This is a genomic window from Paenibacillus sp. 2RAB27 (assembly GCF_052115445.1).
In the GTDB taxonomy this organism is placed as follows: Bacteria; Bacillota; Bacilli; order Paenibacillales; family NBRC-103111; genus Paenibacillus_E.
On the sequence record NZ_JBFRGR010000004.1, the window covers coordinates 251,054 to 272,808 of the forward strand.

25 protein-coding genes and 1 riboswitch are annotated in these 21,755 nt (G+C 46.0%); of the genes, 13 read left to right on the plus strand and 12 right to left on the minus strand.

Annotated elements, in window-relative coordinates:
• Window positions 1–99: 99 nt before the first annotated feature.
• Window positions 100–975, plus strand: coding sequence for a M14 family metallopeptidase (locus tag AB4114_RS08305; RefSeq protein ID WP_441988035.1), 876 nt, complete (start codon window positions 100–102; stop codon window positions 973–975).
• A 99-nt stretch (window positions 976–1,074) separates the two neighbouring features.
• Window positions 1,075–1,287, plus strand: a complete 213-nt coding sequence (locus AB4114_RS08310; RefSeq protein ID WP_171633989.1) for a hypothetical protein — start codon at window positions 1,075–1,077, stop codon at window positions 1,285–1,287.
• Window positions 1,288–1,333: 46 nt separating this feature from the next.
• Here the strand turns inward: AB4114_RS08310 and AB4114_RS08315 are convergent, their stop codons facing one another.
• From AB4114_RS08315 to AB4114_RS08325, 3 genes are all read right to left on the minus strand, one after another.
• Window positions 1,334–1,468, minus strand: coding sequence for a hypothetical protein (locus tag AB4114_RS08315; protein ID WP_441988036.1), 135 nt, complete (start codon window positions 1,466–1,468; stop codon window positions 1,334–1,336).
• Between the two features lie 350 nt (window positions 1,469–1,818).
• The gene (locus AB4114_RS08320; protein WP_162261632.1) at window positions 1,819–1,986 is read right to left on the minus strand and encodes a hypothetical protein; all 168 of its coding nucleotides are present in this window, start codon (window positions 1,984–1,986) and stop codon (window positions 1,819–1,821) included.
• A 262-nt stretch (window positions 1,987–2,248) separates the two neighbouring features.
• Window positions 2,249–4,495 (minus strand): FAD-dependent oxidoreductase, encoded by a 2,247-nt coding sequence (locus AB4114_RS08325; RefSeq protein ID WP_441988037.1) that lies wholly within the window; start codon window positions 4,493–4,495, stop codon window positions 2,249–2,251.
• Window positions 4,496–4,616: 121 nt separating this feature from the next.
• On the opposite strand from AB4114_RS08325, the gene AB4114_RS08330 reads away from it, so the two are divergent.
• Window positions 4,617–5,396: a helix-turn-helix domain-containing protein gene (locus AB4114_RS08330; protein ID WP_441988038.1), complete on the plus strand. Its 780-nt coding sequence runs from the start codon at window positions 4,617–4,619 to the stop codon at window positions 5,394–5,396.
• Between the two features lie 55 nt (window positions 5,397–5,451).
• On the opposite strand, the gene ytvI is transcribed toward AB4114_RS08330, so the two are convergent.
• Genes ytvI through AB4114_RS08345 form a run of 3 tightly spaced genes read right to left on the minus strand, consistent with a single transcriptional unit; the run spans window position 5,452 to window position 7,729 of the window.
• Window positions 5,452–6,564, minus strand: a complete 1,113-nt coding sequence (gene ytvI / locus AB4114_RS08335; RefSeq protein ID WP_441988039.1) for a sporulation integral membrane protein YtvI — start codon at window positions 6,562–6,564, stop codon at window positions 5,452–5,454.
• An 18-nt stretch (window positions 6,565–6,582) separates the two neighbouring features.
• Complete coding sequence (gene map / locus AB4114_RS08340; RefSeq protein WP_441988040.1) at window positions 6,583–7,329, minus strand: type I methionyl aminopeptidase; 747 nt, start codon at window positions 7,327–7,329, stop codon at window positions 6,583–6,585.
• A gap of 40 nt (window positions 7,330–7,369) precedes the next feature.
• Window positions 7,370–7,729, minus strand: a complete 360-nt coding sequence (locus AB4114_RS08345) for a winged helix-turn-helix transcriptional regulator (RefSeq protein WP_056616422.1) — start codon at window positions 7,727–7,729, stop codon at window positions 7,370–7,372.
• 220 nt (window positions 7,730–7,949) lie between these two features.
• Here AB4114_RS08345 and AB4114_RS08350 point away from each other — a divergent pair, with 220 nt between their 5' ends.
• Together AB4114_RS08350 and AB4114_RS08355 are read left to right on the plus strand one after the other, a co-directional pair.
• Window positions 7,950–8,252, plus strand: coding sequence for a HesB/IscA family protein (locus AB4114_RS08350; RefSeq protein WP_441988041.1), 303 nt, complete (start codon window positions 7,950–7,952; stop codon window positions 8,250–8,252).
• The gene (locus tag AB4114_RS08355) at window positions 8,252–8,473 is read left to right on the plus strand and encodes a DUF1450 domain-containing protein (protein ID WP_171633994.1); all 222 of its coding nucleotides are present in this window, start codon (window positions 8,252–8,254) and stop codon (window positions 8,471–8,473) included. Before AB4114_RS08350 ends, AB4114_RS08355 begins: the two co-directional genes overlap by 1 nt.
• A 55-nt stretch (window positions 8,474–8,528) precedes the next feature.
• Here the strand turns inward: AB4114_RS08355 and AB4114_RS08360 are convergent, their stop codons facing one another.
• Window positions 8,529–9,023 carry a glutathione peroxidase gene (locus tag AB4114_RS08360; RefSeq protein WP_441988042.1) on the minus strand — a complete coding sequence of 165 codons (495 nt, stop codon included), beginning with the start codon at window positions 9,021–9,023 and terminating at the stop codon, window positions 8,529–8,531.
• Between the two features lie 70 nt (window positions 9,024–9,093).
• Entirely contained in the window at window positions 9,094–9,984 is an 891-nt protein-coding gene (locus tag AB4114_RS08365; RefSeq protein ID WP_441988043.1) for a TIGR01777 family oxidoreductase, read from the minus strand.
• A 189-nt stretch (window positions 9,985–10,173) separates the two neighbouring features.
• On the opposite strand from AB4114_RS08365, the gene AB4114_RS08370 reads away from it, so the two are divergent.
• The 4 genes from AB4114_RS08370 (at window position 10,174) to gloA2 (ending at window position 13,526) form a co-directional block, all read left to right on the plus strand.
• Window positions 10,174–11,397 carry an MDR family MFS transporter gene (locus AB4114_RS08370; RefSeq protein WP_441988044.1) on the plus strand — a complete coding sequence of 408 codons (1,224 nt, stop codon included), beginning with the start codon at window positions 10,174–10,176 and terminating at the stop codon, window positions 11,395–11,397.
• A gap of 116 nt (window positions 11,398–11,513) precedes the next feature.
• Window positions 11,514–11,607, plus strand: a riboswitch (cyclic di-GMP riboswitch).
• A 118-nt stretch (window positions 11,608–11,725) separates the two neighbouring features.
• Complete coding sequence (locus tag AB4114_RS08375; protein ID WP_441988045.1) at window positions 11,726–12,031, plus strand: hypothetical protein; 306 nt, start codon at window positions 11,726–11,728, stop codon at window positions 12,029–12,031.
• Window positions 12,032–12,145: 114 nt separating this feature from the next.
• Window positions 12,146–13,060: an exopolyphosphatase gene (locus AB4114_RS08380; protein ID WP_441988046.1), complete on the plus strand. Its 915-nt coding sequence runs from the start codon at window positions 12,146–12,148 to the stop codon at window positions 13,058–13,060.
• Between the two features lie 70 nt (window positions 13,061–13,130).
• Entirely contained in the window at window positions 13,131–13,526 is a 396-nt protein-coding gene (gloA2, locus tag AB4114_RS08385) for an SMU1112c/YaeR family gloxylase I-like metalloprotein (RefSeq protein WP_441988047.1), read from the plus strand.
• A 366-nt stretch (window positions 13,527–13,892) separates the two neighbouring features.
• On the opposite strand, the gene AB4114_RS08390 is transcribed toward gloA2, so the two are convergent.
• On the minus strand, window positions 13,893–15,032 hold the full coding sequence (locus AB4114_RS08390) for a THUMP domain-containing class I SAM-dependent RNA methyltransferase (protein ID WP_056616402.1): 1,140 nt from the start codon (window positions 15,030–15,032) through the stop codon (window positions 13,893–13,895).
• Between the two features lie 136 nt (window positions 15,033–15,168).
• Between AB4114_RS08390 and AB4114_RS08395 the strand changes: the two genes are divergently transcribed.
• Complete coding sequence (locus AB4114_RS08395; protein ID WP_441988048.1) at window positions 15,169–15,804, plus strand: O-methyltransferase; 636 nt, start codon at window positions 15,169–15,171, stop codon at window positions 15,802–15,804.
• A 55-nt stretch (window positions 15,805–15,859) separates the two neighbouring features.
• Here the strand turns inward: AB4114_RS08395 and AB4114_RS08400 are convergent, their stop codons facing one another.
• Both AB4114_RS08400 and AB4114_RS08405 read right to left on the minus strand, forming a co-directional pair.
• A complete protein-coding gene (locus AB4114_RS08400; RefSeq protein ID WP_441988049.1) occupies window positions 15,860–16,081 on the minus strand; it encodes a hypothetical protein in 222 nt (73 codons plus the stop codon).
• A gap of 348 nt (window positions 16,082–16,429) precedes the next feature.
• The gene (locus AB4114_RS08405) at window positions 16,430–17,239 is read right to left on the minus strand and encodes a metallophosphoesterase family protein (protein WP_441988050.1); all 810 of its coding nucleotides are present in this window, start codon (window positions 17,237–17,239) and stop codon (window positions 16,430–16,432) included.
• A 313-nt stretch (window positions 17,240–17,552) separates the two neighbouring features.
• Here AB4114_RS08405 and AB4114_RS08410 point away from each other — a divergent pair, with 313 nt between their 5' ends.
• Window positions 17,553–18,830 carry a CapA family protein gene (locus AB4114_RS08410; RefSeq protein ID WP_441988051.1) on the plus strand — a complete coding sequence of 426 codons (1,278 nt, stop codon included), beginning with the start codon at window positions 17,553–17,555 and terminating at the stop codon, window positions 18,828–18,830.
• Window positions 18,831–18,848: 18 nt separating this feature from the next.
• Complete coding sequence (locus tag AB4114_RS08415) at window positions 18,849–19,475, plus strand: fumarylacetoacetate hydrolase family protein (RefSeq protein ID WP_441988052.1); 627 nt, start codon at window positions 18,849–18,851, stop codon at window positions 19,473–19,475.
• A gap of 62 nt (window positions 19,476–19,537) precedes the next feature.
• On the opposite strand, the gene AB4114_RS08420 is transcribed toward AB4114_RS08415, so the two are convergent.
• Window positions 19,538–20,731 (minus strand): HD domain-containing phosphohydrolase, encoded by a 1,194-nt coding sequence (locus AB4114_RS08420; RefSeq protein ID WP_441988053.1) that lies wholly within the window; start codon window positions 20,729–20,731, stop codon window positions 19,538–19,540.
• A gap of 203 nt (window positions 20,732–20,934) precedes the next feature.
• On the opposite strand from AB4114_RS08420, the gene AB4114_RS08425 reads away from it, so the two are divergent.
• Window positions 20,935–21,747: a DUF92 domain-containing protein gene (locus AB4114_RS08425; RefSeq protein WP_441988149.1), complete on the plus strand. Its 813-nt coding sequence runs from the start codon at window positions 20,935–20,937 to the stop codon at window positions 21,745–21,747.
• Window positions 21,748–21,755 lie beyond the last annotated feature (8 nt).

Sequence of the window (21,755 nt, forward strand, 5' to 3'; positions counted from 1 at the left end):
TCTATTTTTATTTCATCTCGTGGAACTGAGATACCGCATGGGTCAAGCAATCTAATCATAAGATTAGCCATACGAAAGAAGTAAAAGGCAGGTGGTTGTGTGTTAGGATATGGCTATCAGACATTGGTACAGGAGCTGAATCGTTTAGGCAAAATATATCCATTTTTGCAAATGGCGTGTATTGGCCAAAGTGCGATGGGGAGGGACATTCATACGCTGCGTATCGGGCACGGTACGAAGGAAATCCATTTCAATGCAGCTATGCATGCGAATGAATGGATAACAGCCCCCTTGCTGATGCAATTTGTTGAAGATCTGGCATGTGCTTATGCAAGAGGGACGGCATGGCAGGGGCGTAATGTTAGACGTATTTTGTCAGAGTATGCCTTATGGGTCGTGCCTATGGTCAATCCTGACGGGGTTGAGCTGGTATTGCATGGACTGCCCGAAGAACATCCACATCGTGAAGCATTGTTGGCATGGAATAAAGGCTCCTTATCGTTTATAAATTGGAAGGCGAATATCCGCGGCGTAGACCTCAATGACCAATTCCCTGCCCATTGGGAAGAAGAGAAGCTGCGAAGAGAACAGGAAGGACCAGGCGAGCGTGATTATGGCGGCGAAGCTCCGCTATCTGAACCGGAAGCCGCGGCATTAGCGGGGTTCACCGAGTGTCATGACTTCGAGCTTGTCGTTTCCTTACATACACAGGGGAGAGAAATTTATTGGAATTACCGTGATTATGAACCAGCTGAAGCTGAAGCACTTGCAGAGAGGTTGGCCTTAGCCAGTAATTACGAGGCTGTGAAGCTTACAGGCAGTGATGCAGGGTATAAAGATTGGTTCATTCAACAGTTTCGGCGACCAGGCTTTACAGTTGAGGTGGGGTTCGGCGTCAATCCTCTGCCAGTTGAAACGTTTGCGTTACTTTATGAGGAAGTCGTTCCTATCTTATTGACGGCCTTGGAATTATAATCTCAAGACAAGTTTCTTCAACTTGCTTGCCTTCGCCACGAACCGACTTTGCCCAGACTTCATATACTGAGGAAAGGAAGCTGTTGGGGAGGCGTGAACATGGCACCACCTAAAGGTAAAGGCAAAGTTGTTAAGAAGAAAAAGGAACTTTCATCTCGTGCTCAATACACGATGAGGATGGTTGAGTCTGCCACTTGTTCGGTGTGCAAAACACCTTGCGCAAGGGGCATGCGCTATCTGGATATGATGTCACAGCCTGGGGCTGTCGGCAGAGGTGTACCGTGCATTTTGACACGTAGAAAAATCAACTAACCAAGATCCGCCCCTTGGAGGGGTGGATTTTTTGTCTATTTACAACTCACAACAAGTTGGACCAACTCCCGTCAACTCCCACAACTCCCGCAAACACACGCAACTCCCACAACTCCCACAACTCAGGCAACTCCCGCAACTCCTGAACTCCGACAACTCCCACATCTCCAACAACCCCCACAACCCTCGTCCCCCTAGTATGCCGCCGATTGACACGAATAGATGGATTTTAAGTAGCTAATTCATTCGAATTTCGGCTGAAATCACGTTTAGATGGATAATGTACAGTTAATTACCTGCGTTTTTGCAGATAGGATCGAATGAGGCAAAATTAACTACCTATTTTCCATCTAAATTGAATTTTCGGGCGAATTTCCAAATAATAGCTGTACAATTTCCAGTTAATTCATTTGCGACGACCAGCGCCGACTTAGAAATCGGAAGTTTGCACTGTAGATTCCCATAGATGCCTCCAGAACAAAAATAAAAAGCCCCACGAGATAATCTCGTGGAGCTCCATATGTGTATGAATTAATGGTTTGGTGTGAGTAATTTATCTGCTAAAGATTGTTTGAGCTTCTTCATTGCGTCTGTCTCAAGTTTGTTGCTTTGGGCAAATTTCGTTCCAGTTAGTGCAAGCGCTTCCTTAACTGTCATTTCAACACGAATAATTTCTTCGCCATGCGGAATTTGTAACATTTTCATCACTCCTATGTCAGCTTTTAAAAGCGAAAACCTTGATTCTATGCACTTTTAATATAACACATCATGTAAGGTTAAACAAGGGCAAAGCTGGCCTATTTTTCAAATAATTAAGGGGGCTTGTCCGAGTGTAATTATACCGATATGAGCAATCAAAGTGGGAAGACCATCCATGTTCTTTCTTCAAGTCTGCGTAAAAAAAAGAACCGATCTCAACCATGAAGCACATGGCAATATCGGTTCTTTCCTATTCACTATTTTAACGATAACAACGTAATTCCACGATTTCTGCATGCGCTGATCCATTCGTTGAAGCAACAACAACACGCAGACGGTTCGTTGATACGGCGCTGTCTAACACATGAACATAGTGCCGAGTATGATTGTTGGTCGCCTCAACAACTGTTGTCCACGACTCTCCAACCCATGCTTGCACTTGATAATCCTTAACGAGTTCAGGGATGATTTCGAATTCGGTACGATGGTGATGCAAGTTAATAAGATCCTCGTTGACGTCATCATTGAACGTAATGTGCACGTTCCCAATACTTTGAGCCTCGGTCCAGCTCGCCTCAAGCCATTCCTCGTTGCCAGTTCCTCCTGCGGAAGACCATAGATGCGGGCTGCCGTAAGGCCGCTTATATCCATCAGCTGCTTTCTCAGCTGCGAAGGCGGAAGTAGGTGAGAGGAGTCGGAAGCAGAATGGCTTCCGTTTAAAGCTATAGGGACTCCAGTCGATCACAGGTTGATTAGGATGCATTTCCCCGAAGTCAGCGGTACTTGTCGTTACCGTATTGTTTTTAAAGGACAGTACGCCAGATTGCGGGCGATCGGATAGATGTACAGCTAGAGCAGGGTTGCTTTTGAGCACGATGAATGCGTTCTGAGCATGTGCAGGCTCCCAGTTCAGCGCAGCTGTAACCCACTGCTTCATTCCCTCAGCTACAGGCACGACAACCGACGCTATGAGCGTATGAGGGACGTAATTCTGCGGCTTGCCTGTGTCCCACAGTTCGACAGTAAACTCTGTATCAGCAGTCGCATCGACTAATAGCTCTATGCCATTAAGAAAAGGATCTACAGGCACTAGAAGCGCTGCAGGCGTCTCCAAAGGATAAACACCAGCCGACTGCTCCAAAGCCAGCTCTGTCAGCGCGCTGGAGGCCTTCAGCGTCGCGCTGCGAACAAGATCTCCCTCGTCGTTATTCACCACGCCGAGAATCGACGCATCCTGCCGCAGCAGCGTCTGCTGCAGCTCATTCAAGTGCTCGCTGTGCAGCTCGCGCGGCGAGATCCCTTTGGCTGCGCACAGGGCGGCGCCTGTACCCGCAGCTTCGCCAATAACCGCACATGTCGCCATAACACGTGTTGTGCCGAAAGCAACGTGGGACGCGCTGATATTGCGTCCAGCCATGAGCATATTCGACACATTGGTCGAATAGAGGGAACGGAACGGGATATGATAGGAACCATCCATATGCATATGCTTAGAGCCGCTTTCCGTCGAATACATGCCTTGCGGTGGATGCAAATCAATCGACCAGCCGCCGAAGGCAACACGGTCCTCGAAGAACTCTTGGGCAATCACGTCATTTTGATTCAGGACGTAGTCCCCTACGAAGCGACGATATTCCCGTTTCCCTGGAATTGACCCGATCCATTCCAAAGTTAGATTGTCGCTGTCAAATTTCCCGGAGTTTTTGATATAATCCCAAATCCCATAGATAACGGAGGAGAGTTCATCTCGAATTCGCTCATTATCATGGACGGTGTCATGCTCGCCGCCCCATTCAATCCACCAGTAAGCGCATCCATTATCACCACTGCGAATGACACGTTTCATAGGAATTGAAGTTTGTGTGATATCTTTGGCAAAACTCGGAGCGATATATTTCACTGGGCGACCAGCATCCTTAGTGTAAAAGAGCAGCGTGCTTCCTAGTGTGATATCATCCGGCACGAGTGGCGCCCATTCCTCGTTTAATTCATGTTGAGCTTCACGGCCAATACGGAATTTAGCACCAGCAAGGAAGCCAACTAGACCATCCCCCGTACAATCGAGGAAAACACGACTTATGAATCGGATTCTTCGCTCCGAGCCCATCATCCAACCTGTGACGGCTTGAATGGTGCGATGATCTTCATCACCTGAAGCATCAACCTCGTGGACATCTGTGTTGAGGAACAACGTAATATTGGGCTCAGCTTTCACTTTCTCAAGCACAATCAAATCCCAGATATAAGGGTTACCATCGATATTTCGATATTGATTCTCTACGAAAAGTTCGCCCATAATGCCGGTTTCCCGGGCGTTGCGATGGACACCATGAGAGGTGGCCCCACATACCCACACACGTATTTCACTGCTTGCATTTCCGCCAAGAACAGGCCGATTTTGAACTAAAGAAACAGTTTGACCTAATCGAGCTGCCGCAACTGCGGCGCAAACACCAGCCAATCCTCCGCCAACGACGGTAATATCAGATGTAACGATTTCATGTTTCATATAGGAGCACCTCACTATGATTAACTAGCTATACCTTGCATTTTAGAATAGATAATACCCTTTTAACATACAGTGAGTTACAATAAGCATACACTTTATTTCATTCAACGGAGCGTGTGACATGACAAATCGGGATCTTGCCTTGAAGCTTCTATCACATGTGTTTTGGCATCAGAAAAACGAATTCATGTTCGAGCGTGATACCTATCCATGTTGGACGATATTTGCCGTGGAGGAGGGGAGCTTTTTCTATGAAATTGGCGAGGAGCAAGGCGAGGCTAGATTTGGAGATTTTGTTCTTTGCCCCCCTCGTGCGGTGTTCCGTAGAAAAACGTTAGAGCCGCTGAGCTTTCACTTTATACAGTTTATAGGGGAAGCCCAAATAGAACATGATCCGAAGTGGCAAGGAAAACTGTCGTTACTAGACCTGCCACGTTTAACATCCAGTTTTCGCTATTTGCGAACTTTGCAAGGGTGGGATGAAGAGAGCACACAGCATAAGCTGCACCTTGTGAATGATCTCTTGCGAATGGTACAAATGGAGAGGATGATCCAGGAGAGTCCCGCTGAGACCATCATGGATGAACAAATGGACCAAGCACGGAGTTTTCTTGCCGAACATGCTTACGGCAATCTTTCGATGTTGAATTTGGCTCAAAAACTGGCGCTGACGCCTGTTCAGTTTACCCGAAGGTTTCGGAAAGCCTTTGCCCAAACACCAACGGAATTTATTAATGATTTACGGTTGACAAGAGCGAGGCATCTATTAGAAAGTACGTCATTCACGTTGGACGTGATCGCGTCCCAATGCGGGTATGAGAATGGCTTTTATTTGAGCCGCGTGTTTACGAGTAAAATCGGCATGGCCCCCTCTATTTATCGGAGCATGCATCGCGTATAGCGGGTGTCAGCCAAAAGCAAAAGAGCTAAGCGATTTAACCCGCTTAGCTCTTTTTTCAATTGCCCGTATACGGCAGTTTTCCTTCGGTATATTCGTTCTCCGGCTTGCGGATCCAACGCTGCAAATATCCTTGCGTATGTAAGGCTTTGATCAGAATGATCAGCACTGGCGAGAGAATCACCCCGGCTACCCCAAAGAGGGATAGGGAGATAATCATAAAAGCAAGAGTTGTAAATGCCGATACCCCTAAGGATTCACCTGTGATTTTGGGTTCCATAATTTGTCTGACGAGAATCACGACGAGGAGTAGTGAACTTAGCCAGATCGCCAGCGTTGTATTACCAACGATGAACAAGTAAATAATCCACGGGATGAATAAAGTGGAAACACCGAGCAATGGAAGGACATCGAAAATCGCTGACAATAGGGCGATAGAGAATGCATTATTCACATTCAGTACGAGCAAGGCGATAAAAACAACGATGAACGTTAATGTGATGAGCTTGGCTTGTGCTTTTACGTAAGATACGATCCCCTTCACAACATTTTCTTTTAGAAAAAAGAAGGCAGATTTGAATGTGTTCGGTGTTTGCTCACTTGCAATACGTTTCCAAGATTCAATTTCGATGCTTAAGAAGTATGCGAGAATGATGCCGACGATGAAATTGAACATGAACGTGGAGAAGGAGGTCAGGGAAGCGACCAATCCTGATAAAAAGGCAACTAGGAACGTAGACGCTTTGCCAGCAAATTGGCCAGCATAATCTTTGGCTTTGCCAGTCACATCGTCGGGCAGGGCTTGGAATCGATCATTTAACTCAGCAATCCGATGAATGATCTGCTCATTGAAAATCGCTGCGTAGTCATCGATTTTATCCGCAAGGCTCATAATCTGACTGGTGAAGATGACGACTGCCCCAGCCAACGCACCTAGGATAATCAGGACGAAAACCAAGGTAGAGATGGCGGAGGCAAGCGATTTACGCATGCCTTTGCGATTTAAGAACCGAGCCAGGGGCTCGATCATCATGAAAATAATCAAGGCCAAGAAGATTGGCGTGGCGATGGCGTACAAATAACTGAATAACAGCATGAATAAGTAGACGGTTAGTACGATGAGCCCTATGTCAAATACCGTTCGCCAATATTTCTTGTAAAAAGAAAGCATCCCTTTTCCTCCAGATCGTTATTGTTCAGTTAAAATAATCGGTCCGTTACTTGTGATAGCAATCGTATGCTCGTATTGTGCAGAGAGACTGCCATCGTAGGTTCTAGCTGTCCATCCATCTTGATCAACTTTGGAGTGATATTTACCGACATTCAGCATCGGTTCAATGGTGAAAACCATGCCTTCCTTGATGCGCGGCCCTTTGCCGGCCGGCCCATAATGTGGCACTTGAGGCTCTTCATGCATCTCGGAGCCGATTCCGTGACCGATGAAGTCTCTAACAACAGAGAAGCCTTGCGATTCCGCGTAGACTTGAATAGCGTTGGCGACATCGCCGATCCGATTGCCGACGACAGCTTTTTCAATGCCTTTATATAAGGACTCTTTGGTAACTTTCAGAAGCTTCTCAGCAACAGGCGAGATGTTGCCAACCGCGTATGACCACGCGGAGTCTGCTAACCACCCATCGACCCGAACGACCATGTCAATCGTAACAATGTCACCATCATTGAGCGGCTCTTTCTTTGGGAAGCCATGACAGATGACGTCATTTACTGAAGCACAGGTTGCGTAAGGATAGCCGTGATACCCTTTTTGCTCAGGCGTAGCGCCATTTTTGGCCAGAAAGCCTTCGACAAATTGATCGATTTCCCACGATGTAATGCCCGGGCGAATCATTTTCGCGATTTCCTTATGGCAATCGGCAAGGATTCGGCCTGCTTTCCCCATGGCTTCAATCTGTTCTTTTGTTTTAATAGTAATCATCAAGTTTCTCTCCTTCTCAGCTAGCTTCCCTAATTGTTCATTATGTCCATTTTGCTGACCAAAGCTTCATCTCTCTAATAATTTGATGCAGATCCTGCCCTTTTGGTGTCAAGGTATACTCAACGGTAACAGGAACTGTAGGGAACGCCATGCGTTCGAGAACCCCATGTTCTTCAAGATGGCGCAAAATATCCGTAAGGGATTTGGGACTGATGCCCGTAATTTGGCGCTGCAGCTCTCCGAAACGTTTCGTTCCACAGAATAATTCACGAAGTACAAGAAATGCCCATTTCCCGCCAATAACCTCCAAGGTTCGCTCGACGGAACACTCGATTTCTTTAGGGATTTTGGGAACATAGTTGCTAAGTGGAGCGACTTTTTCATTTTCAAGAGTGGACATGAGATCGCTTCCTTTCATCAAAATTGTGTAGGGTACTTACTTTTAGGTTAGTAAGTTAACATTTTGTAATAAGGGATTAATACTCATACTACTATGTATTTTAAAGTTCCTTATGGAATTTGGCAATAGAAGGGCAGAATAGGACAAGGTTGATTTCATGCTCTAGATTCTTTACAATAGAGTTAAAATTAAAATTTATTGTTTCAGGAGATGTGTACATATGAAGGTCAAAATTTCTCGTAACGCAGCAAAAGTACTTCAATTGGAGCTTAATAAAGAAGAAAACCAAGGTTTGTTGGTTCGCGTACAAGTGACGCATAAGCATGGTGATCATGCTCACTATGGTTTGGGTCTTGATGATAAAACAGAAAATGATGTTGTAGTAAACACGGACAAAGGAATTGATGTTTTGTTAGATCAATCCGAGCCACTTCTAGATGGTATCCGTATCGACTACTTCTACACACCAGAGGAAGGCTTCATGATTACTAACCCAAGCAAGGGGAACCACGGAGACCACTAATGCGGAATGATATTCGCATTTGTGATAAATGCAAACACATGAAGGTGAAATCGGCACTTGCCAAAATAAGTGCCATTGCACCGGACACAGAAGTCAAAGTTGCGTGCAAATCGTATTGCGGTCCATGTTCGAGATTCGCATTCATCTTTATTAATGGCCGCTATATTACGGGCGCAACGGAAGACGAAGCCATCGACAAAGCAAAAAAATACGTGAAATGAGTAAAAAGCATCCGTCCAATAGGACAGGATGCTTTTTTGCTTATATAAGCTGGAATTAGGCGTAAACGGCTGATTTTTCTAACAACTTACGAATTTCACGATCGATCTTGTGCGGTTTCGTAGTAGGAGAGAAGCGCTTGATTACATTGCCGTTTCCATCGACTAGGAATTTGGTGAAATTCCACTTGATACCGGACCCGAATAGGCCAGATGCCTTGCTCTTCAAATAACGATACAATGGATGGGCATCGGAGCCATTCACATCGATCTTGGCGAATAGCGGAAAATTAACACCGAAATTAAGTTGGCACGCCTGTTCAACTTGCTTGTTATCGCCAGGCTCCTGATCTCTGAATTGATTGCAGGGAAAACCTAGGACACTAAAGCCTTGATCTTTATAGGTGTCGTGTAACTTTTGAAGTCCTTCGAATTGAGGAGCTAACCCGCATTTGGTTGCTGTATTTACAATGAGTAGGACCTGATTCTTGTAATCGCTAAGCGATTTGTCTTCACCGCGAATCGTTTTCATTTTAAATTGATGTACACTCATAGTGACACAACCTTCCGAAACTAATATTTCTCACAATTTAATTGTACACAATTTTAATTCAGAAGGAAAGTTATTTTTTCGCCAAATCTTCTAATGCACCTGCGATCGAAGGAAAGCGCCACTCAAAACCATGCTCTTGAAGTACACGAGGAATGACCTTCTGACCTTCCAGAAGCAGAACAGAAAGTTCGCCAAAAATTAATTTCATCATAAATGCCGGAACAGGAAAGAGATTGGGTCTTCGCATGGCAGTCGCAATCGCGCGTCCCAATTGCTTATTCGTTACTGGATTTGGGGCCGTTGCGTTAACGGGACCAGCAATCGATTCATTTTGAACGCAAAAATCAATAAGTCTCACCATATCATCGATATGAATCCACGAATGCCACTGCCTGCCGCTGCCAACTGTGCCGCCTACTCCAAGCTTATAAGGAAGTGCCATCTTGGGGAACGCACCTTCTTTATTATCCAACACCAGTCCAACCCGCACCTTCACGATACGTGTTCCTTGGATTAAATCAGCCGCAGCTTCCCATTGCTTGACTACGCTGGCTAGGAAGTCCGTCTCTCGATAAGGACTCGTCTCATCAAAGGTATCTGAATCCGAAATACCGTAATACGACATGCCGGAAGCATTCACAACGACCTTTGGCTTTGGATCCATTTTCGCGACAAGCTTGGCTACATGCTCAGCCGCCTGCAATCGGGATTGTAAAATTCGCGTCTTAGCCGCTTTCGTCCACCGTTGACTGATGGATTCACCAGCCAAATTTACGATTGCATCAAGACCTGCAAGAGATTCCGTATTTTGCTCTAACTGATCCCATGTTATCGTTCTGACACTTGGTATCTGCTTGGAAGATGAGCGTGATATATTAATAAGTTCGTGACCTTGTCCCAACCAGTAAGTGATTAAACGTTTTCCAATAAACCCACTGCCGCCTGTGATCGCTATTTTCATATGCAAGCACCTCCATATCATTATTATAGATACTCCATCCAATAAATACCATCAAGGAGAAAGCGATCGAGAAAGGTAAACATTCCAGTCTAAAATGACGACACAATTCGCTATTTTCGTGTATAATTGGATTTTGGTTATTAATTAACCATAGGGTAATTCGTGTGTCAGCGAGAGGAGTCATCGTCTATGAATCGAATGCGTCAATTTCTTCAAGCCTATCATCCTATCGTACATACGCTTATCTTAGGTACGGTCATGGCTCGGGCTGCTTCTTCCATGAGTTTACCGTTCCTAGCAATCTATTTGGCGAAGCACTCCGATATGAGCCCTGGGCTCATTGGTATTGTAATTGGAATGGGGGCATTAGCTGGAACGTTTGGCGGTTTTATCGGTGGTACGTTGTCAGACCGATTCGGACGTCGAGTCATTATGCTCGCGGCACTCTTTGGCTGGGGAGTCGTATTCCTCGGATTCAGTGTTGTAAAATTACCGGTCTTATTTATGCTGCTCAATATGCTCAATGGACTGTGCCGCTCATTCTATGAGCCTGTGTCACAAGCGCTAATGGCAGATTTAACGGAGCCGTCCAAAAGGATGCAAGTATTTTCACTCCGCTATATGGCGATTAACGTTGGTGTAGCTGTTGGACCTTTGCTGGGAGCTTTCTTTGCAACTATGAACGGAGCCTTGCCATTCCTGCTGACCGGGATTATTTATGTAATCTATGGTGTGACACTTTACGCCCTTCTAATTAAATTCGGGATTAAGAAAATCGAAGGTGAGAAGAAAGCCATCGTTACTTTCCGTTCTGCGATAGGTGTTATTCGTAAGGATATGACCTTCCGTTTGTATATAATCGGGGGGATTATCGGAGCCATTGGTTATTCACAGGTGATGGTGACGTTGTCGCAGTACTTACAAAGGGATTTTGCTAATGGGGTCAAAATGTTCGCCATTCTCATGAGCGCCAATGCCATTGTTGTTATTGCGATGCAGATTCCGCTGGGGAAATGGGCAGAAAAGTATTCACCTCTAACGGCTATTGTTGTTGGCAACTTGATGTTCGCATTAGGTGATATCGGATTTGCGTTTTCACACTCTTTGACATGGCTGATTATTTCAATGGGAATTTTCACGTTTGGTGAAATTTTGAACTATCCTGCCGCGAACATGTTGATAGATAAGCTAGCTCCTGAACATATGCGAGGAACGTACTACGGTGCTCAAACATTAACGAACATAGGTCACTTTATGGGGCCATGGATTGGCGGCTTTCTATTGGTTTCCTTTGGCGGCAGCACGCTCTTTCTTGTGATCGCTATTTTGTCGATGATTGGCTCGATTTTCTATTGGAGAGGCACGAAACGTCAAAAAACAGTGAAAATAACGTCGAAAATGCAAATATTATGATGAATTTCGTAAAAATAGTTCCTTTGAACTATTCGATTTCAAATCGTCATCCCTTATCCTTGAGAGTATAGCAAGTATTATTTTGAAATCTACATCTAAAATGATTGTGCATGTCATCTCGACAAAGGCAAAGCTGGCGAAAGCCAGTGACGCAAAGCTACAGGGGCCTTACTTCTCCTGCAAAGGACAAGCAGCCAGCCAGCCACCGAACGATTGGGAATTCACTTCAGAACCCCTCTAGTCGGTTCACTACGGTGGGTTTTTTTCTCTGTCATAGCGAAGCAAATGAATCAAATGGAATGACACGTACAAAGGAGGCCCTAGCGGCATGAAATCGGAAGTTAAATTCCAGGATGAACAGAAAGCAACATCGTTATGCGGTAACCATGTTGCACGTTTGGTGCCATCCACGGATGGACCAAAGCTTATGATTAACCGAGAAGAGTATGCATTAAACGAAGCGTGTTGGGATGTTGAGATGTTTCACGGGAGAAACAATAGCATTCTGATTTTTTACTGGAAAGGCGAAGTAAAGCTGTCTGTGAAAATGCCTCCGATGGCTCAAATCGAAGGGTTTGTCACAAGACTTTTGCAATGTCTATCATCCAAATTGAGAGTGGTTCAGCCTATCTAGGTGAATCGCTCTTTTTTTTTGAAATCGCTCATTGTCACCAAACGACACTAGCTGATATAATATGACCATCACATTTCATAGTTCTTAAGAACTACATTAAAGGAGATGCATGGCATGAGATTGATCACACGTTCCGATTTCGATGGTTTAGTATGCGCGATGCTCTTCAAACAATTAAATATGGTGGATGAAATGAAGTTTGTCCATCCCAAAGATATGCAGGACGGCTTAATTGAGGTTACGGAGAATGATATTTTGGCAAATGTACCCTACGTTCCAGGATGTGGTTTATGGTTCGATCATCATTCCAGTGAACTCACACGGATGGGGGAATCCGTAACGTACAAAGGTGAAACGCGACTTGCTCCAAGTGCTGCACGAGTTGTCTATGATTACTATGGTGGGAAAGAAACCTTCGGCGATATCGACGATATTATGCAAGGTGTAGATAAAGCGGACTCCGCGCAGTTTAGCAAAGAAGATATTTTGAATCCGAGCGGTTGGGATTTGCTTTCGTTTATCATGGATGCTCGAACGGGATTAGGTCGTTATCGGGATTATCGCATCAGTAATTATCAGTTGATGGAGGATCTAGTGGAGCATTGTGCAACGAAATCCGTTGGTGAGATCATGGAGTTACCCGATGTGAAAGAGCGTGTAGCTCGTTATTTTGAACTAGATGCGCTATACCGGGACATGCTGCAAACCTATACACGGGTTGAGGGAAATGTCGTCATTACGGATCTTCGCGATGTGGAGACGATTTATCCGGGGAATCGTTTCATGGTCTATGCCCTATATCCGGAGCAAAACACCTCGATTTGGATTGTTGATGGTCGAAACAAACAAAACTGCGTATTCGCTTGCGGGCACAGCATTGTCAATCGCACCGCACAAACAAACATTGGGGATTTGATGCTTCAACATGGCGGCGGTGGGCATCATGCTGCAGGGACTTGCCAAGTGGATTATGGGCAAGCTGACGAGGTTCTGAACAAAATCGTTGAAACGATGCAAGCAGCAGGTTAAAATAAGTGGACAAGCCGCAGCGGGGGAGCAGCCCAGCGTGCGGTTTTTCTTTGTAAGGAGGTTGTCATCCATGGACTTAAAACAGATGCACCACGTTGCGATTATTTGTTCGGATTACGAGCAATCGAAGCATTTCTATGTTGATTTACTCGGACTTACCGTCATTCACGAAACATATCGCGCTGAAAGAGACTCGTACAAATTGGATTTGCGCATTGGGGCTACCGCACAGGAAATTGAATTATTTTCTTTCCCGAATCCACCCCTGCGCGTGAATCAACCTGAAGCGAGGGGGCTACGTCATCTGGCCTTCGTTGTAGCTAATATGGAGCAAAGTGTGCAAGAGCTAGAAAGCAAAGGAATTCCGGTTGAGCCAGTGCGGGTTGACCCGATTACTGGGAATCTGTACACGTTTTTCGCGGATCCGGATGGATTGCCGTTGGAATTGGTGGAGATTGTTGGATAGGTGAAATTTTGAGCGGGCCGAAGTAGATCGGACAGCTGACTAAAAAATCGTAGATCGATTAGTCAGATTAATGGTTAACGGCCGCCAGTGTCGTTATTGTCCTATAATTCATTTCTTTTTGCGCGTAACGGACCCTAGAGCTCTTATTGGCCCATTTCGCGTGCATATTTCCTCCAAAAACGGTTAATAGCCGCGATAGTGTCCGTTAGAATTCTGAATCGGCGATGTTTCATCGAATAGGGGCTTCCATGTCCGTTACCTTGGCATGGAGAAACGGGATACCTCCGTAAGTGCAATCCAAAAACAGCGGCAGCCAAGACGTAAAGTCTCGCTGCCGCTGTTTCATTTATTTGAATGCTACGTGTCTTACCTGCGCGGAGGTAACGGTCCTAAATACTGGAACAAATTACATTCGATCCGTCCATTAAAAAGCTTACGCTTCTTATCGGCGCGGCGGTTCATATAATGCTCGAGCTGTGTGCTCGGGCTTAGGATGAACAGGCTCCACGACGGCATCGGCCGCGTTAATGCACCGAGCTCGCGCAGCGCCAGCTCAACATCCGGTGCTTCACCAAGACGCTCGCCGTACGGCGGGTTGGTGATCAGGCAGCCATAGTCGCCGCGCGGGCGCGCTTTGGCGATGGGCTCAACCTTCAGCTGGAACTGCTTCGTCAGTCCAGCTGCCTTGGCGGCCGCCTCTGCCACTTCGATGGCAGCAGGGTCAATGTCGCTGCCGACAATGTGCAGCGGCACGTTGTCTTTCACCGCGTCGAACGCTTCGTCGCGGGCTTTGTCCCACAGCTTGCGGGGAATGTTTCCCCAAGCTTCACTAGGGAAGCTGCGCCGCAGGCCTGGCGCGATGTTCCAGCCGATCATCGCCGCTTCGATCGGGATGGTCCCCGACCCGCAGAACGGGTCGTAGAGCGGCCGGTCGACGTTCCAGCGGCTTAACAGGATCAAAGCGGCCGCCATCGTTTCCTTCAGCGGCGCTTCGGTCACGAGCTTGCGGTAGCCGCGCTTATGAAGACTGGGGCCGGTCGTGTCGATGGTTAGCGTAGCGATATCGTTCAGCAGCGCGACTTCAATCACATAGCGAGCTCCGTTCTCGGGGAACCATTCGGTGCCATAGCGCTGCTTCAGTTTCTCAACGACAGCTTTCTTAGCGATTCCTTGGCAAGCGGGAACGCTGGATAATTGTGACTTATGGGATCGCCCCTCGACAGGGAATTCGGCATCGTTCGGGATCCAGTCTGGCCAAGCGAGAGCTTTGGTGCCTTCGAAAAGCTCATCGAAGGTTGTTGCTTTGAATTGCCCCATTAGTACGAGGACGCGATCGGCTGTTCGCAGCCAAAGGTTCGTCCGACAGATGGCCAATTCGTCACCAAAGAAACGGACGCGTCCATTCTCGACGGTCATTTCCTCATAGCCGAGGTCACGGATTTCGCGGGCAACGATAGCCTCAAGTCCCATCGGACAAGTGGCGATTAGTTCAATTTTTTGTGGCATAGGTATAGTCCTTCCATCCGGGTTGTACAACGCTCATAAAACTCATACAATTAACAAGTATAGGACAAATAGGTTACACTTACAAACGGGTATTGCAAAGTACCTGCATACGATGCGAATTTAGGAGGACAAATACATGGAAACGATCACTGCAGAAAGCTATATGGAAGGTCTATATGAAGAAGATGCCGTACTGACTCGGGTGAAGGAAGTTATTGTAGCTCACAACATGCCTGAGATTTCTATCGCTCCAGGATATGGCAGATTATTAACGATGCTGGTTACGATGATAGGTGCGAAACGAGTGTTGGAAATTGGAGCGTTAGGCGGGTATAGTGGCATTTGCTTAGCGAGAGGGTTAAAAGAGGGCGGAAAACTCATTTCCTTGGAGCTAAAACAAGATTTCGCGGATGTGGCAAAGCGTAACGTGACCGACGCCGGTCTTGGTGATTTCGTTGAGTATCGGATTGGCGAAGCACTAGATCACTTGAACGAGCTCTTGGAGCGGGGCGAGCGCTTCGATTTCTTCTTTATTGATGCGGATAAAGTGAATTATCCGAACTATTTGGAACTCGCGATCAAGCTGGCGAATCCAGGTGCAATCATTGCTGGCGATAATACATTGATGCGTGGCAAAGTTGTGGATGAGAAGCAAACGAAGGCTTCCGTTCAAGCGATGCGAACGTTTAATCAGCGAATTGCGACAGATGAGAGGCTGGAAAGTACGATACTACCGGCGTATGATGGATTAGCTTTAGCCCGTGTGAAATAAATGAATTGAGAAAAAGAGCGATTCGCTGCTAGCAGCTGATCGCTCTTTCGTCTTGTTAGGATGCTTTATCCTTCGTATGTAAATCAAAATCGATCCTTTTCGTATCTTTCATTTGTGGTTGAATTTGTGTTATGGGTACCTGAGGTTGCTTGGCAGGTGCGAGGTGAGTTGTTGTACGTTGCTTCTTGAAGCTCATCGTGCTAAGGCTGTTCCAGTAGATAAACAAACATTCGGCACAAACGATAATCAGTATGATTTTACGCCAATTTAGCTTCATTCAGATAATCCTCACTTTCCATCATGCACTTATATTAGCATATGGTGGAATAAATTTCCAATGATTTTCATCCAAGGGTAAAATCATTCCCTATTCGCAAGGCTTGTCGAATAAATGGAAAACCTCCATCTAATTTTCGGGATATATGATGAAAGTATGAATTAAATGGAAAAAGTACATGTAAATTCTCAATTTTCCGAGGAAATGAAGGAAAGAGTCAAAATTAGTCTCCTAAAATCCAGTTATTTGAGCAAATGGGTGTTTTGAGCTAATAATAACTGGATATTTTCCATTTATCTTGTTGGGCAGCGGGAAGGTGTAGGTGTAGGTATAAGTGGGAGCACCAACTTAATCACTCAAATGCACCAGTCCTGTCGTAATCTCCAACTCGTACCTTCGACTATCAGGCATCTGAACGTCGTACGCCATCTGGACAGCTCGCTTAATGTTATAGGGCACCCGCACGAATTGCAGCGCAACCCCTGCTGGAACCGCAGGATCCGTCTCTCCCTCGATCACGCAGTAGCATGCCTGAGGTATGCCGTCGTAGGGAACGCCCACACTGCCCACATTGAACAGCATCAGCCCGCTGCGCTGCCCAGTTTGTGCACTCTGCTCTGTCAGGCTCTCGCTCAGCGCGCCCCTCTCCGAAGGGTTGCTCAACGTCAACATATAAGGAATATGAATATCCCCGTAACCGGCGATATCCGGCTCAGTCCCATCGACAGGGGTTCCGGTCATTTCCGTATTTTCAAACATCGCTAGTCGCTCATTCTTCGAAGCTTCCCGTTTCAATCGATGAAAGACACTCTGAGCCGACGCATGGAACAAGCGAATATGTTTCCCGCTAAGCATCACATCGATCGAGAAGGGAAGCTGCTTCAAATAGGCTAGACGCTCCTCTCCAAGCGATTGCTGCTGCCACATGCCAGCAGGAAGCTCCTGCGGCATTGTGATGCCGAGATCCCAGTTGCCTTGCACAACGGCTTCACAAGTCAATTTAATGAGGTCGACAACCTCGGCAGAGCTCGGCCCTTTGCCAACAAGATCACCTAGACAGATGATGCGTGTAAGGCCTCTGCACTCAATATCGTGAAGCACGGCTTCCAAAGCAGGTAGGTTTCCATGAATATCGGAAATAATGGCGATTTTCTCCAAGCGACCCTGTCCTTTCTAATCCTATGTAATGCTTCTGTTATACCATAAGCTAGACATTCTGAAAATGAGAGTCTATCCCTATTAGAGGTTGTTCGAGAAGTCCACTTTTGATCACGAAGTGGTTCATGTAGCGTATTCAACATCGAATATTGAATTCAGCCGGAACTTCCGGTGCTCACGTAGCTTTCACTACGCTCCGCTCCTCATTTCCTAGCTTCTTTCAATCTTCTCGGTACTGAAAACTGGACTTTTTGAACACGAACTATTACCCAACGATGTCGACTTCTGTTATAATTTGTAGGGGGAAAGGGGAATGTTTGAATTGGAATCTAGACAAGAACGTCACGGTAAATCGAAAAAAGAATCAAATCCGAGCAAAAAGCCTTCACTTAAAGTTTTAGGTGGCTTCACAGTTGCAGCGATTGCTTGTTTTGCCATTGGAATCGGGGCTTCTTATTTATCCTCCAATAATAATAATGGGGAAGAAGAGGGAGCGGCTTCAACACCAATGGCTGTTATTTCGCCCAAACCGTCAACCTCCACTACGAATGGAAATTCAACAGTGCAGGCAAGTCCCAAAGCTTCTACCGTCGTTACCCCGACACCAACACCATCAGCGAATCCAACAGCGGTAAATCAAGTAGGAACTGGCGCACAAGTGAAGTTAACTTTTGTGGGTGATGTGATTATGGCCTCCAAAGTGGAAGATATCCTTAAGCAAAAAGGCTATGATTACCCGTACACGAATGTCAAAGACTTTTTAACCAAAGCTGATTTTACAATTGCAAATTTGGAATCACCGATAACGACTAGAGGTAGCGTTCAGAGCAAAGAGTACGTGTATCGTTCTGCGCCTGAGGCATTGCCCCCGCTTAAACAAGCAGGTGTTGACATTGTCAACCTAGCCAATAATCACATCATGGATTACGGTTCAGAAGGCTTGTTAGATACAATGAATGCACTGGATCAAGAGGGCATTAAGCGAGTAGGTGCTGGCAAAGATAATTCAGAAGCCTACCAACCAACCATTGTGGAAAAAGATGGCATGAAGATTGCTGTTTTTGGTTTCAGCCGTGTTGTTCCGGAAGCTTCGTGGAAGGCTGCACCTGGTCATCCTGGGGTTGCCGAAACGTATAACTATAAGCCGCCAGTTGAAGCCATTGAGAAAGCCAAAGCAACAGCCGATCTTGTTGTCGTTGTGGCTCATTGGGGTGTAGAACGCGATGACAATCCGGATAAATATCAGAAGGAGCTCGCACATCGTTACATTGATGCAGGGGCAGATCTAGTTATAGGCGGACATCCACATGTCCTGCAAGGCTTTGAACAATACAAAGGCAAATGGATTGCCTATAGTTTAGGCAACTTCATTTTTACGACGAATGACACGCCGAAAACCTGGGAAACCGTTATCTTGGAAGCGGCTTGTACGAAGGACAAGTCCTGCAATATCCATCTAGTGCCGATTATGACGAAATTAGCCTTGCCTACTCCGATGAATGAGGAAGATGGCGCGAAGCTATTTCAACGATTAAACAAAATTTCAATAGGTGCCACGGTTGATGCACAAGGCAATGTGAATAAGAAATAGAAGAGGTGTTCATCTAACATGACAACAACGATCCGAAATATATATTGCGTTGGACGGAACTATCGGGCACATGCTGCAGAACTAGGGAACGATGTCCCTGATCAACCGATGATTTTCACAAAGCCTACACATGCGTTAGTACACATGGATGGAGGCGCACTGTCACTTCCTAGTGATCAAGGTGAAATTCATTATGAAACTGAACTCGTCTTACATATAGCGAAGCCGTACATAGAAGGTAGTAAAGTCGATGAGATTGTAGATCAATATGCACTTGGGATTGATTTCACACTTCGTGATGTGCAGAACGTGATTAAGAAAAAGGGACAACCATGGCTGCCTGCCAAAGGGTTCCTGAAGTCAGCTCCAATCACAACTTTCCGTCCATTTCCTGGCGAGTCCGAATTGACGAAATCGAACTTCCAACTTCGACAGAATGGGCATGTGGTTCAGGACGGGAACATCTCGCATATGATTTTCGATCTTCAAACCATCATCGATTACATTGCGAAGCATTATGGATTAGGTGCTGGCGACATCATTTTCACAGGGACACCGGAAGGTGTAGGCTCTGTCCAAGATGGCGACCGATTAGAGTTGTACTGGGGAGAAGAGCAATTCGGAGCTTTTTCCATCAAATTATAGTAGAAAAGGGCAGTCTCCAAGGTCAATTCGACCTCAGAGAACTGCCCTTTTTCATCGGCATGCTATGTATTCGTTTCAATTGGATTGGCTAACGCTGCATCCGAGTATTGCTCTCTTACTCGAAGAATAGCAGGTAATTGTTTGAAGAAGGCATCCACCACATCAGGGTCAAAATGCTCTCCGCGTTCCTCCTGGAACAATTGGAGAATGCGATCGAGCTCCCACGCCTTTTTGTAGACGCGATCACTGCCAAGGGCATCGAAGACATCAGCTATAGCTGTGATGCGACCGTAAATATGTATCTCTTCACCTTTAATACCGCGCGGGTACCCACGCCCATTCCATTTCTCATGATGCTCATAGGCAACAACCGCGGCGGTTTTGAGAATATGACGGGTCGAATTTCGCAGCAGATTATAGCCGATCAACGTATGATTTTGCATGAGTTTGAACTCATCCTCGGTCAGCTTGCCAGGCTTATTGAGAACCGCATCAGGGATAGCTACCTTGCCGATATCATGCATAGGTGAGGCCATCTTCAACAGTTCAGCCTCATCTTGACTCATTCCCAACTCCAGCGCTAGCAAATAAGAATACTCGGCAACACGCTTCACATGATTGCCAGTTTCCTTAGAACGACTTTCACCAATTTCCCCCATTCGGAAAATGATTTCTTTCTGTGTTTCCTCGATTTCCATCGTTAGGAGAGCAGACTCCAATGATTTTCCAGCATAAGAAGAGGCCAAGGTTAAATATTCCATATCCTTGTCGGAGAATTGCTCGCTCGCCGTAAGCTTATTAATCGCTTGATAAGCCCCCATGATCTCACCTTGGCTATTCCGGAAGGGGATGACCATTAAGGCTTTCGTGCGATAACCCGTTTGTTGGTCTGTACGGATGGCGCCATTTTGCAAATAAGTTTTGTATTCCTCATTAGTATAAGCATCATGAATGAAGACAGCTTGATCATTCGTCACTGCATAGCCTACGAGGCCTGCTGAGCTTGGGATCCGTATTTCATCAAGACCATGAGCCACTTTAGACCACAGCTCACTCTTTTGTGTATCGAGCAGCCAGACGGTACAGCGATCGGAGACAATCATCTCACGACCCATATCCGCCATCAGCATTAGTACGTTATCAAGAAGTCGTTCGTTCGCAATCTTGGAAGCATAGTCGAAAATGACACGCAGCATTTCTTCGGGTTTTAGGTCTCTTTTGAATGTGGAATTGGTAGTGAAGTGATCTTGCTCCATGTCAGCCTCCTATCGCTTATCACTATTATAGTATCATAGAATAGGCTATTTATGGTTAATAATTTGCAGAAATAACCGAAAATTGTCGAATTAATTTTACAAAACGCAACAAAGAAGAGACTTGGTAGAATATGTTACAATAGACATAATAAATGTCGGCTCAGAAATTGAAATGAACGGGGAGAATCGTATTTATGCTGTTTATGCCGGTCGTCTATGGATTCATAGGTAGCGCAATAATTGCAGGAGCTGCCTATTGGAAGAAATCCTTATCATTGTCTGGGCTAGTGGCAGCGGTGCTACTAGGAACGACAATGTATGCATATGGGAGTCTAGCGTGGTTCGGAACACTAATCGCGTTCTTCATCTCTTCTAGCTTGCTATCCAAACTCAAACAACAGCGTAAAGCCGCAGCAGAAAGTGGCTATGCCAAAGGTGGGCGACGAGATGCAGGGCAAGTTGCCGCCAATGGAGGACTTGGTTTGCTGCTTTGTATCGGAAATGCCATCTGGCCAGATCCTGTCTGGTGGCTTATGTATATAGGTGTTATGGCAACGGTGAATGCGGATACTTGGGCAACAGAAATTGGTGGGCTGAGTAAGTCGATCCCTCGGTCTATCGTGAATGGGAAGCGGGTTGCAGCAGGTACTTCAGGAGGAATTACAAGTTTAGGGATCGTTGCTTCCTTGCTTGGCGGGGCGTTTATCGGGCTTGTGGGCGGCATTTTCAACCAACTAGATGAGACACAGGGGAGCAGTACTTCGATCATGTTCTTAGTCGCGGTAGGTGCAATTGCCGGTTTAGGTGGATCTCTCACGGATTCTTGGTTCGGGGCGACGCTGCAGGTGATGTTTCATTGTGAGGTTTGCGGTAAAACAATTGAGAAGCAGGAACATTGTAATCAGAAAGTTAGACAAATTCGAGGTTTGAGATGGATGAGTAATGATGTGGTAAACGCAACTTCCTCTTTAATCGGAGGGGTAATATGCTTCTATCTGAGCACCTTACCTCTCTGATGGTTGTC

Bases quoted from the DNA above. Each gene is read 5' to 3' on its own strand.
- AB4114_RS08395 (WP_441988048.1), top strand. From the start codon at position 15,169: ATGGAAACGATCACTGCAGAAAGCTATATGGAAGGTCTATATGAAGAA.
- AB4114_RS08345 (WP_056616422.1), bottom strand. From the start codon at position 7,729: ATGTCCACTCTTGAAAATGAAAAAGTCGCTCCACTTAGCAACTATGTT.
- AB4114_RS08320 (WP_162261632.1), bottom strand. From the start codon at position 1,986: ATGTTACAAATTCCGCATGGCGAAGAAATTATTCGTGTTGAAATGACA.
- gloA2 (WP_441988047.1), top strand. From the start codon at position 13,131: ATGGACTTAAAACAGATGCACCACGTTGCGATTATTTGTTCGGATTAC.
- AB4114_RS08400 (WP_441988049.1), bottom strand. From the start codon at position 16,081: ATGAAGCTAAATTGGCGTAAAATCATACTGATTATCGTTTGTGCCGAA.
- AB4114_RS08415 (WP_441988052.1), top strand. From the start codon at position 18,849: ATGACAACAACGATCCGAAATATATATTGCGTTGGACGGAACTATCGG.
- AB4114_RS08410 (WP_441988051.1), top strand. From the start codon at position 17,553: ATGTTTGAATTGGAATCTAGACAAGAACGTCACGGTAAATCGAAAAAA.
- AB4114_RS08350 (WP_441988041.1), top strand. From the start codon at position 7,950: ATGAAGGTCAAAATTTCTCGTAACGCAGCAAAAGTACTTCAATTGGAG.
- AB4114_RS08310 (WP_171633989.1), top strand. From the start codon at position 1,075: ATGGCACCACCTAAAGGTAAAGGCAAAGTTGTTAAGAAGAAAAAGGAA.
- AB4114_RS08425 (WP_441988149.1), top strand. From the start codon at position 20,935: ATGCCGGTCGTCTATGGATTCATAGGTAGCGCAATAATTGCAGGAGCT.
- AB4114_RS08365 (WP_441988043.1), bottom strand. From the start codon at position 9,984: ATGAAAATAGCGATCACAGGCGGCAGTGGGTTTATTGGAAAACGTTTA.
- AB4114_RS08420 (WP_441988053.1), bottom strand. From the start codon at position 20,731: ATGGAGCAAGATCACTTCACTACCAATTCCACATTCAAAAGAGACCTA.
- AB4114_RS08390 (WP_056616402.1), bottom strand. From the start codon at position 15,032: ATGCCACAAAAAATTGAACTAATCGCCACTTGTCCGATGGGACTTGAG.
- AB4114_RS08375 (WP_441988045.1), top strand. From the start codon at position 11,726: ATGAAATCGGAAGTTAAATTCCAGGATGAACAGAAAGCAACATCGTTA.
- AB4114_RS08355 (WP_171633994.1), top strand. From the start codon at position 8,252: ATGCGGAATGATATTCGCATTTGTGATAAATGCAAACACATGAAGGTG.
- AB4114_RS08325 (WP_441988037.1), bottom strand. From the start codon at position 4,495: ATGAAACATGAAATCGTTACATCTGATATTACCGTCGTTGGCGGAGGA.
- ytvI (WP_441988039.1), bottom strand. From the start codon at position 6,564: ATGCTTTCTTTTTACAAGAAATATTGGCGAACGGTATTTGACATAGGG.
- AB4114_RS08370 (WP_441988044.1), top strand. From the start codon at position 10,174: ATGAATCGAATGCGTCAATTTCTTCAAGCCTATCATCCTATCGTACAT.
- AB4114_RS08330 (WP_441988038.1), top strand. From the start codon at position 4,617: ATGACAAATCGGGATCTTGCCTTGAAGCTTCTATCACATGTGTTTTGG.
- AB4114_RS08360 (WP_441988042.1), bottom strand. From the start codon at position 9,023: ATGAGTGTACATCAATTTAAAATGAAAACGATTCGCGGTGAAGACAAA.
- AB4114_RS08380 (WP_441988046.1), top strand. From the start codon at position 12,146: ATGAGATTGATCACACGTTCCGATTTCGATGGTTTAGTATGCGCGATG.
- map (WP_441988040.1), bottom strand. From the start codon at position 7,329: ATGATTACTATTAAAACAAAAGAACAGATTGAAGCCATGGGGAAAGCA.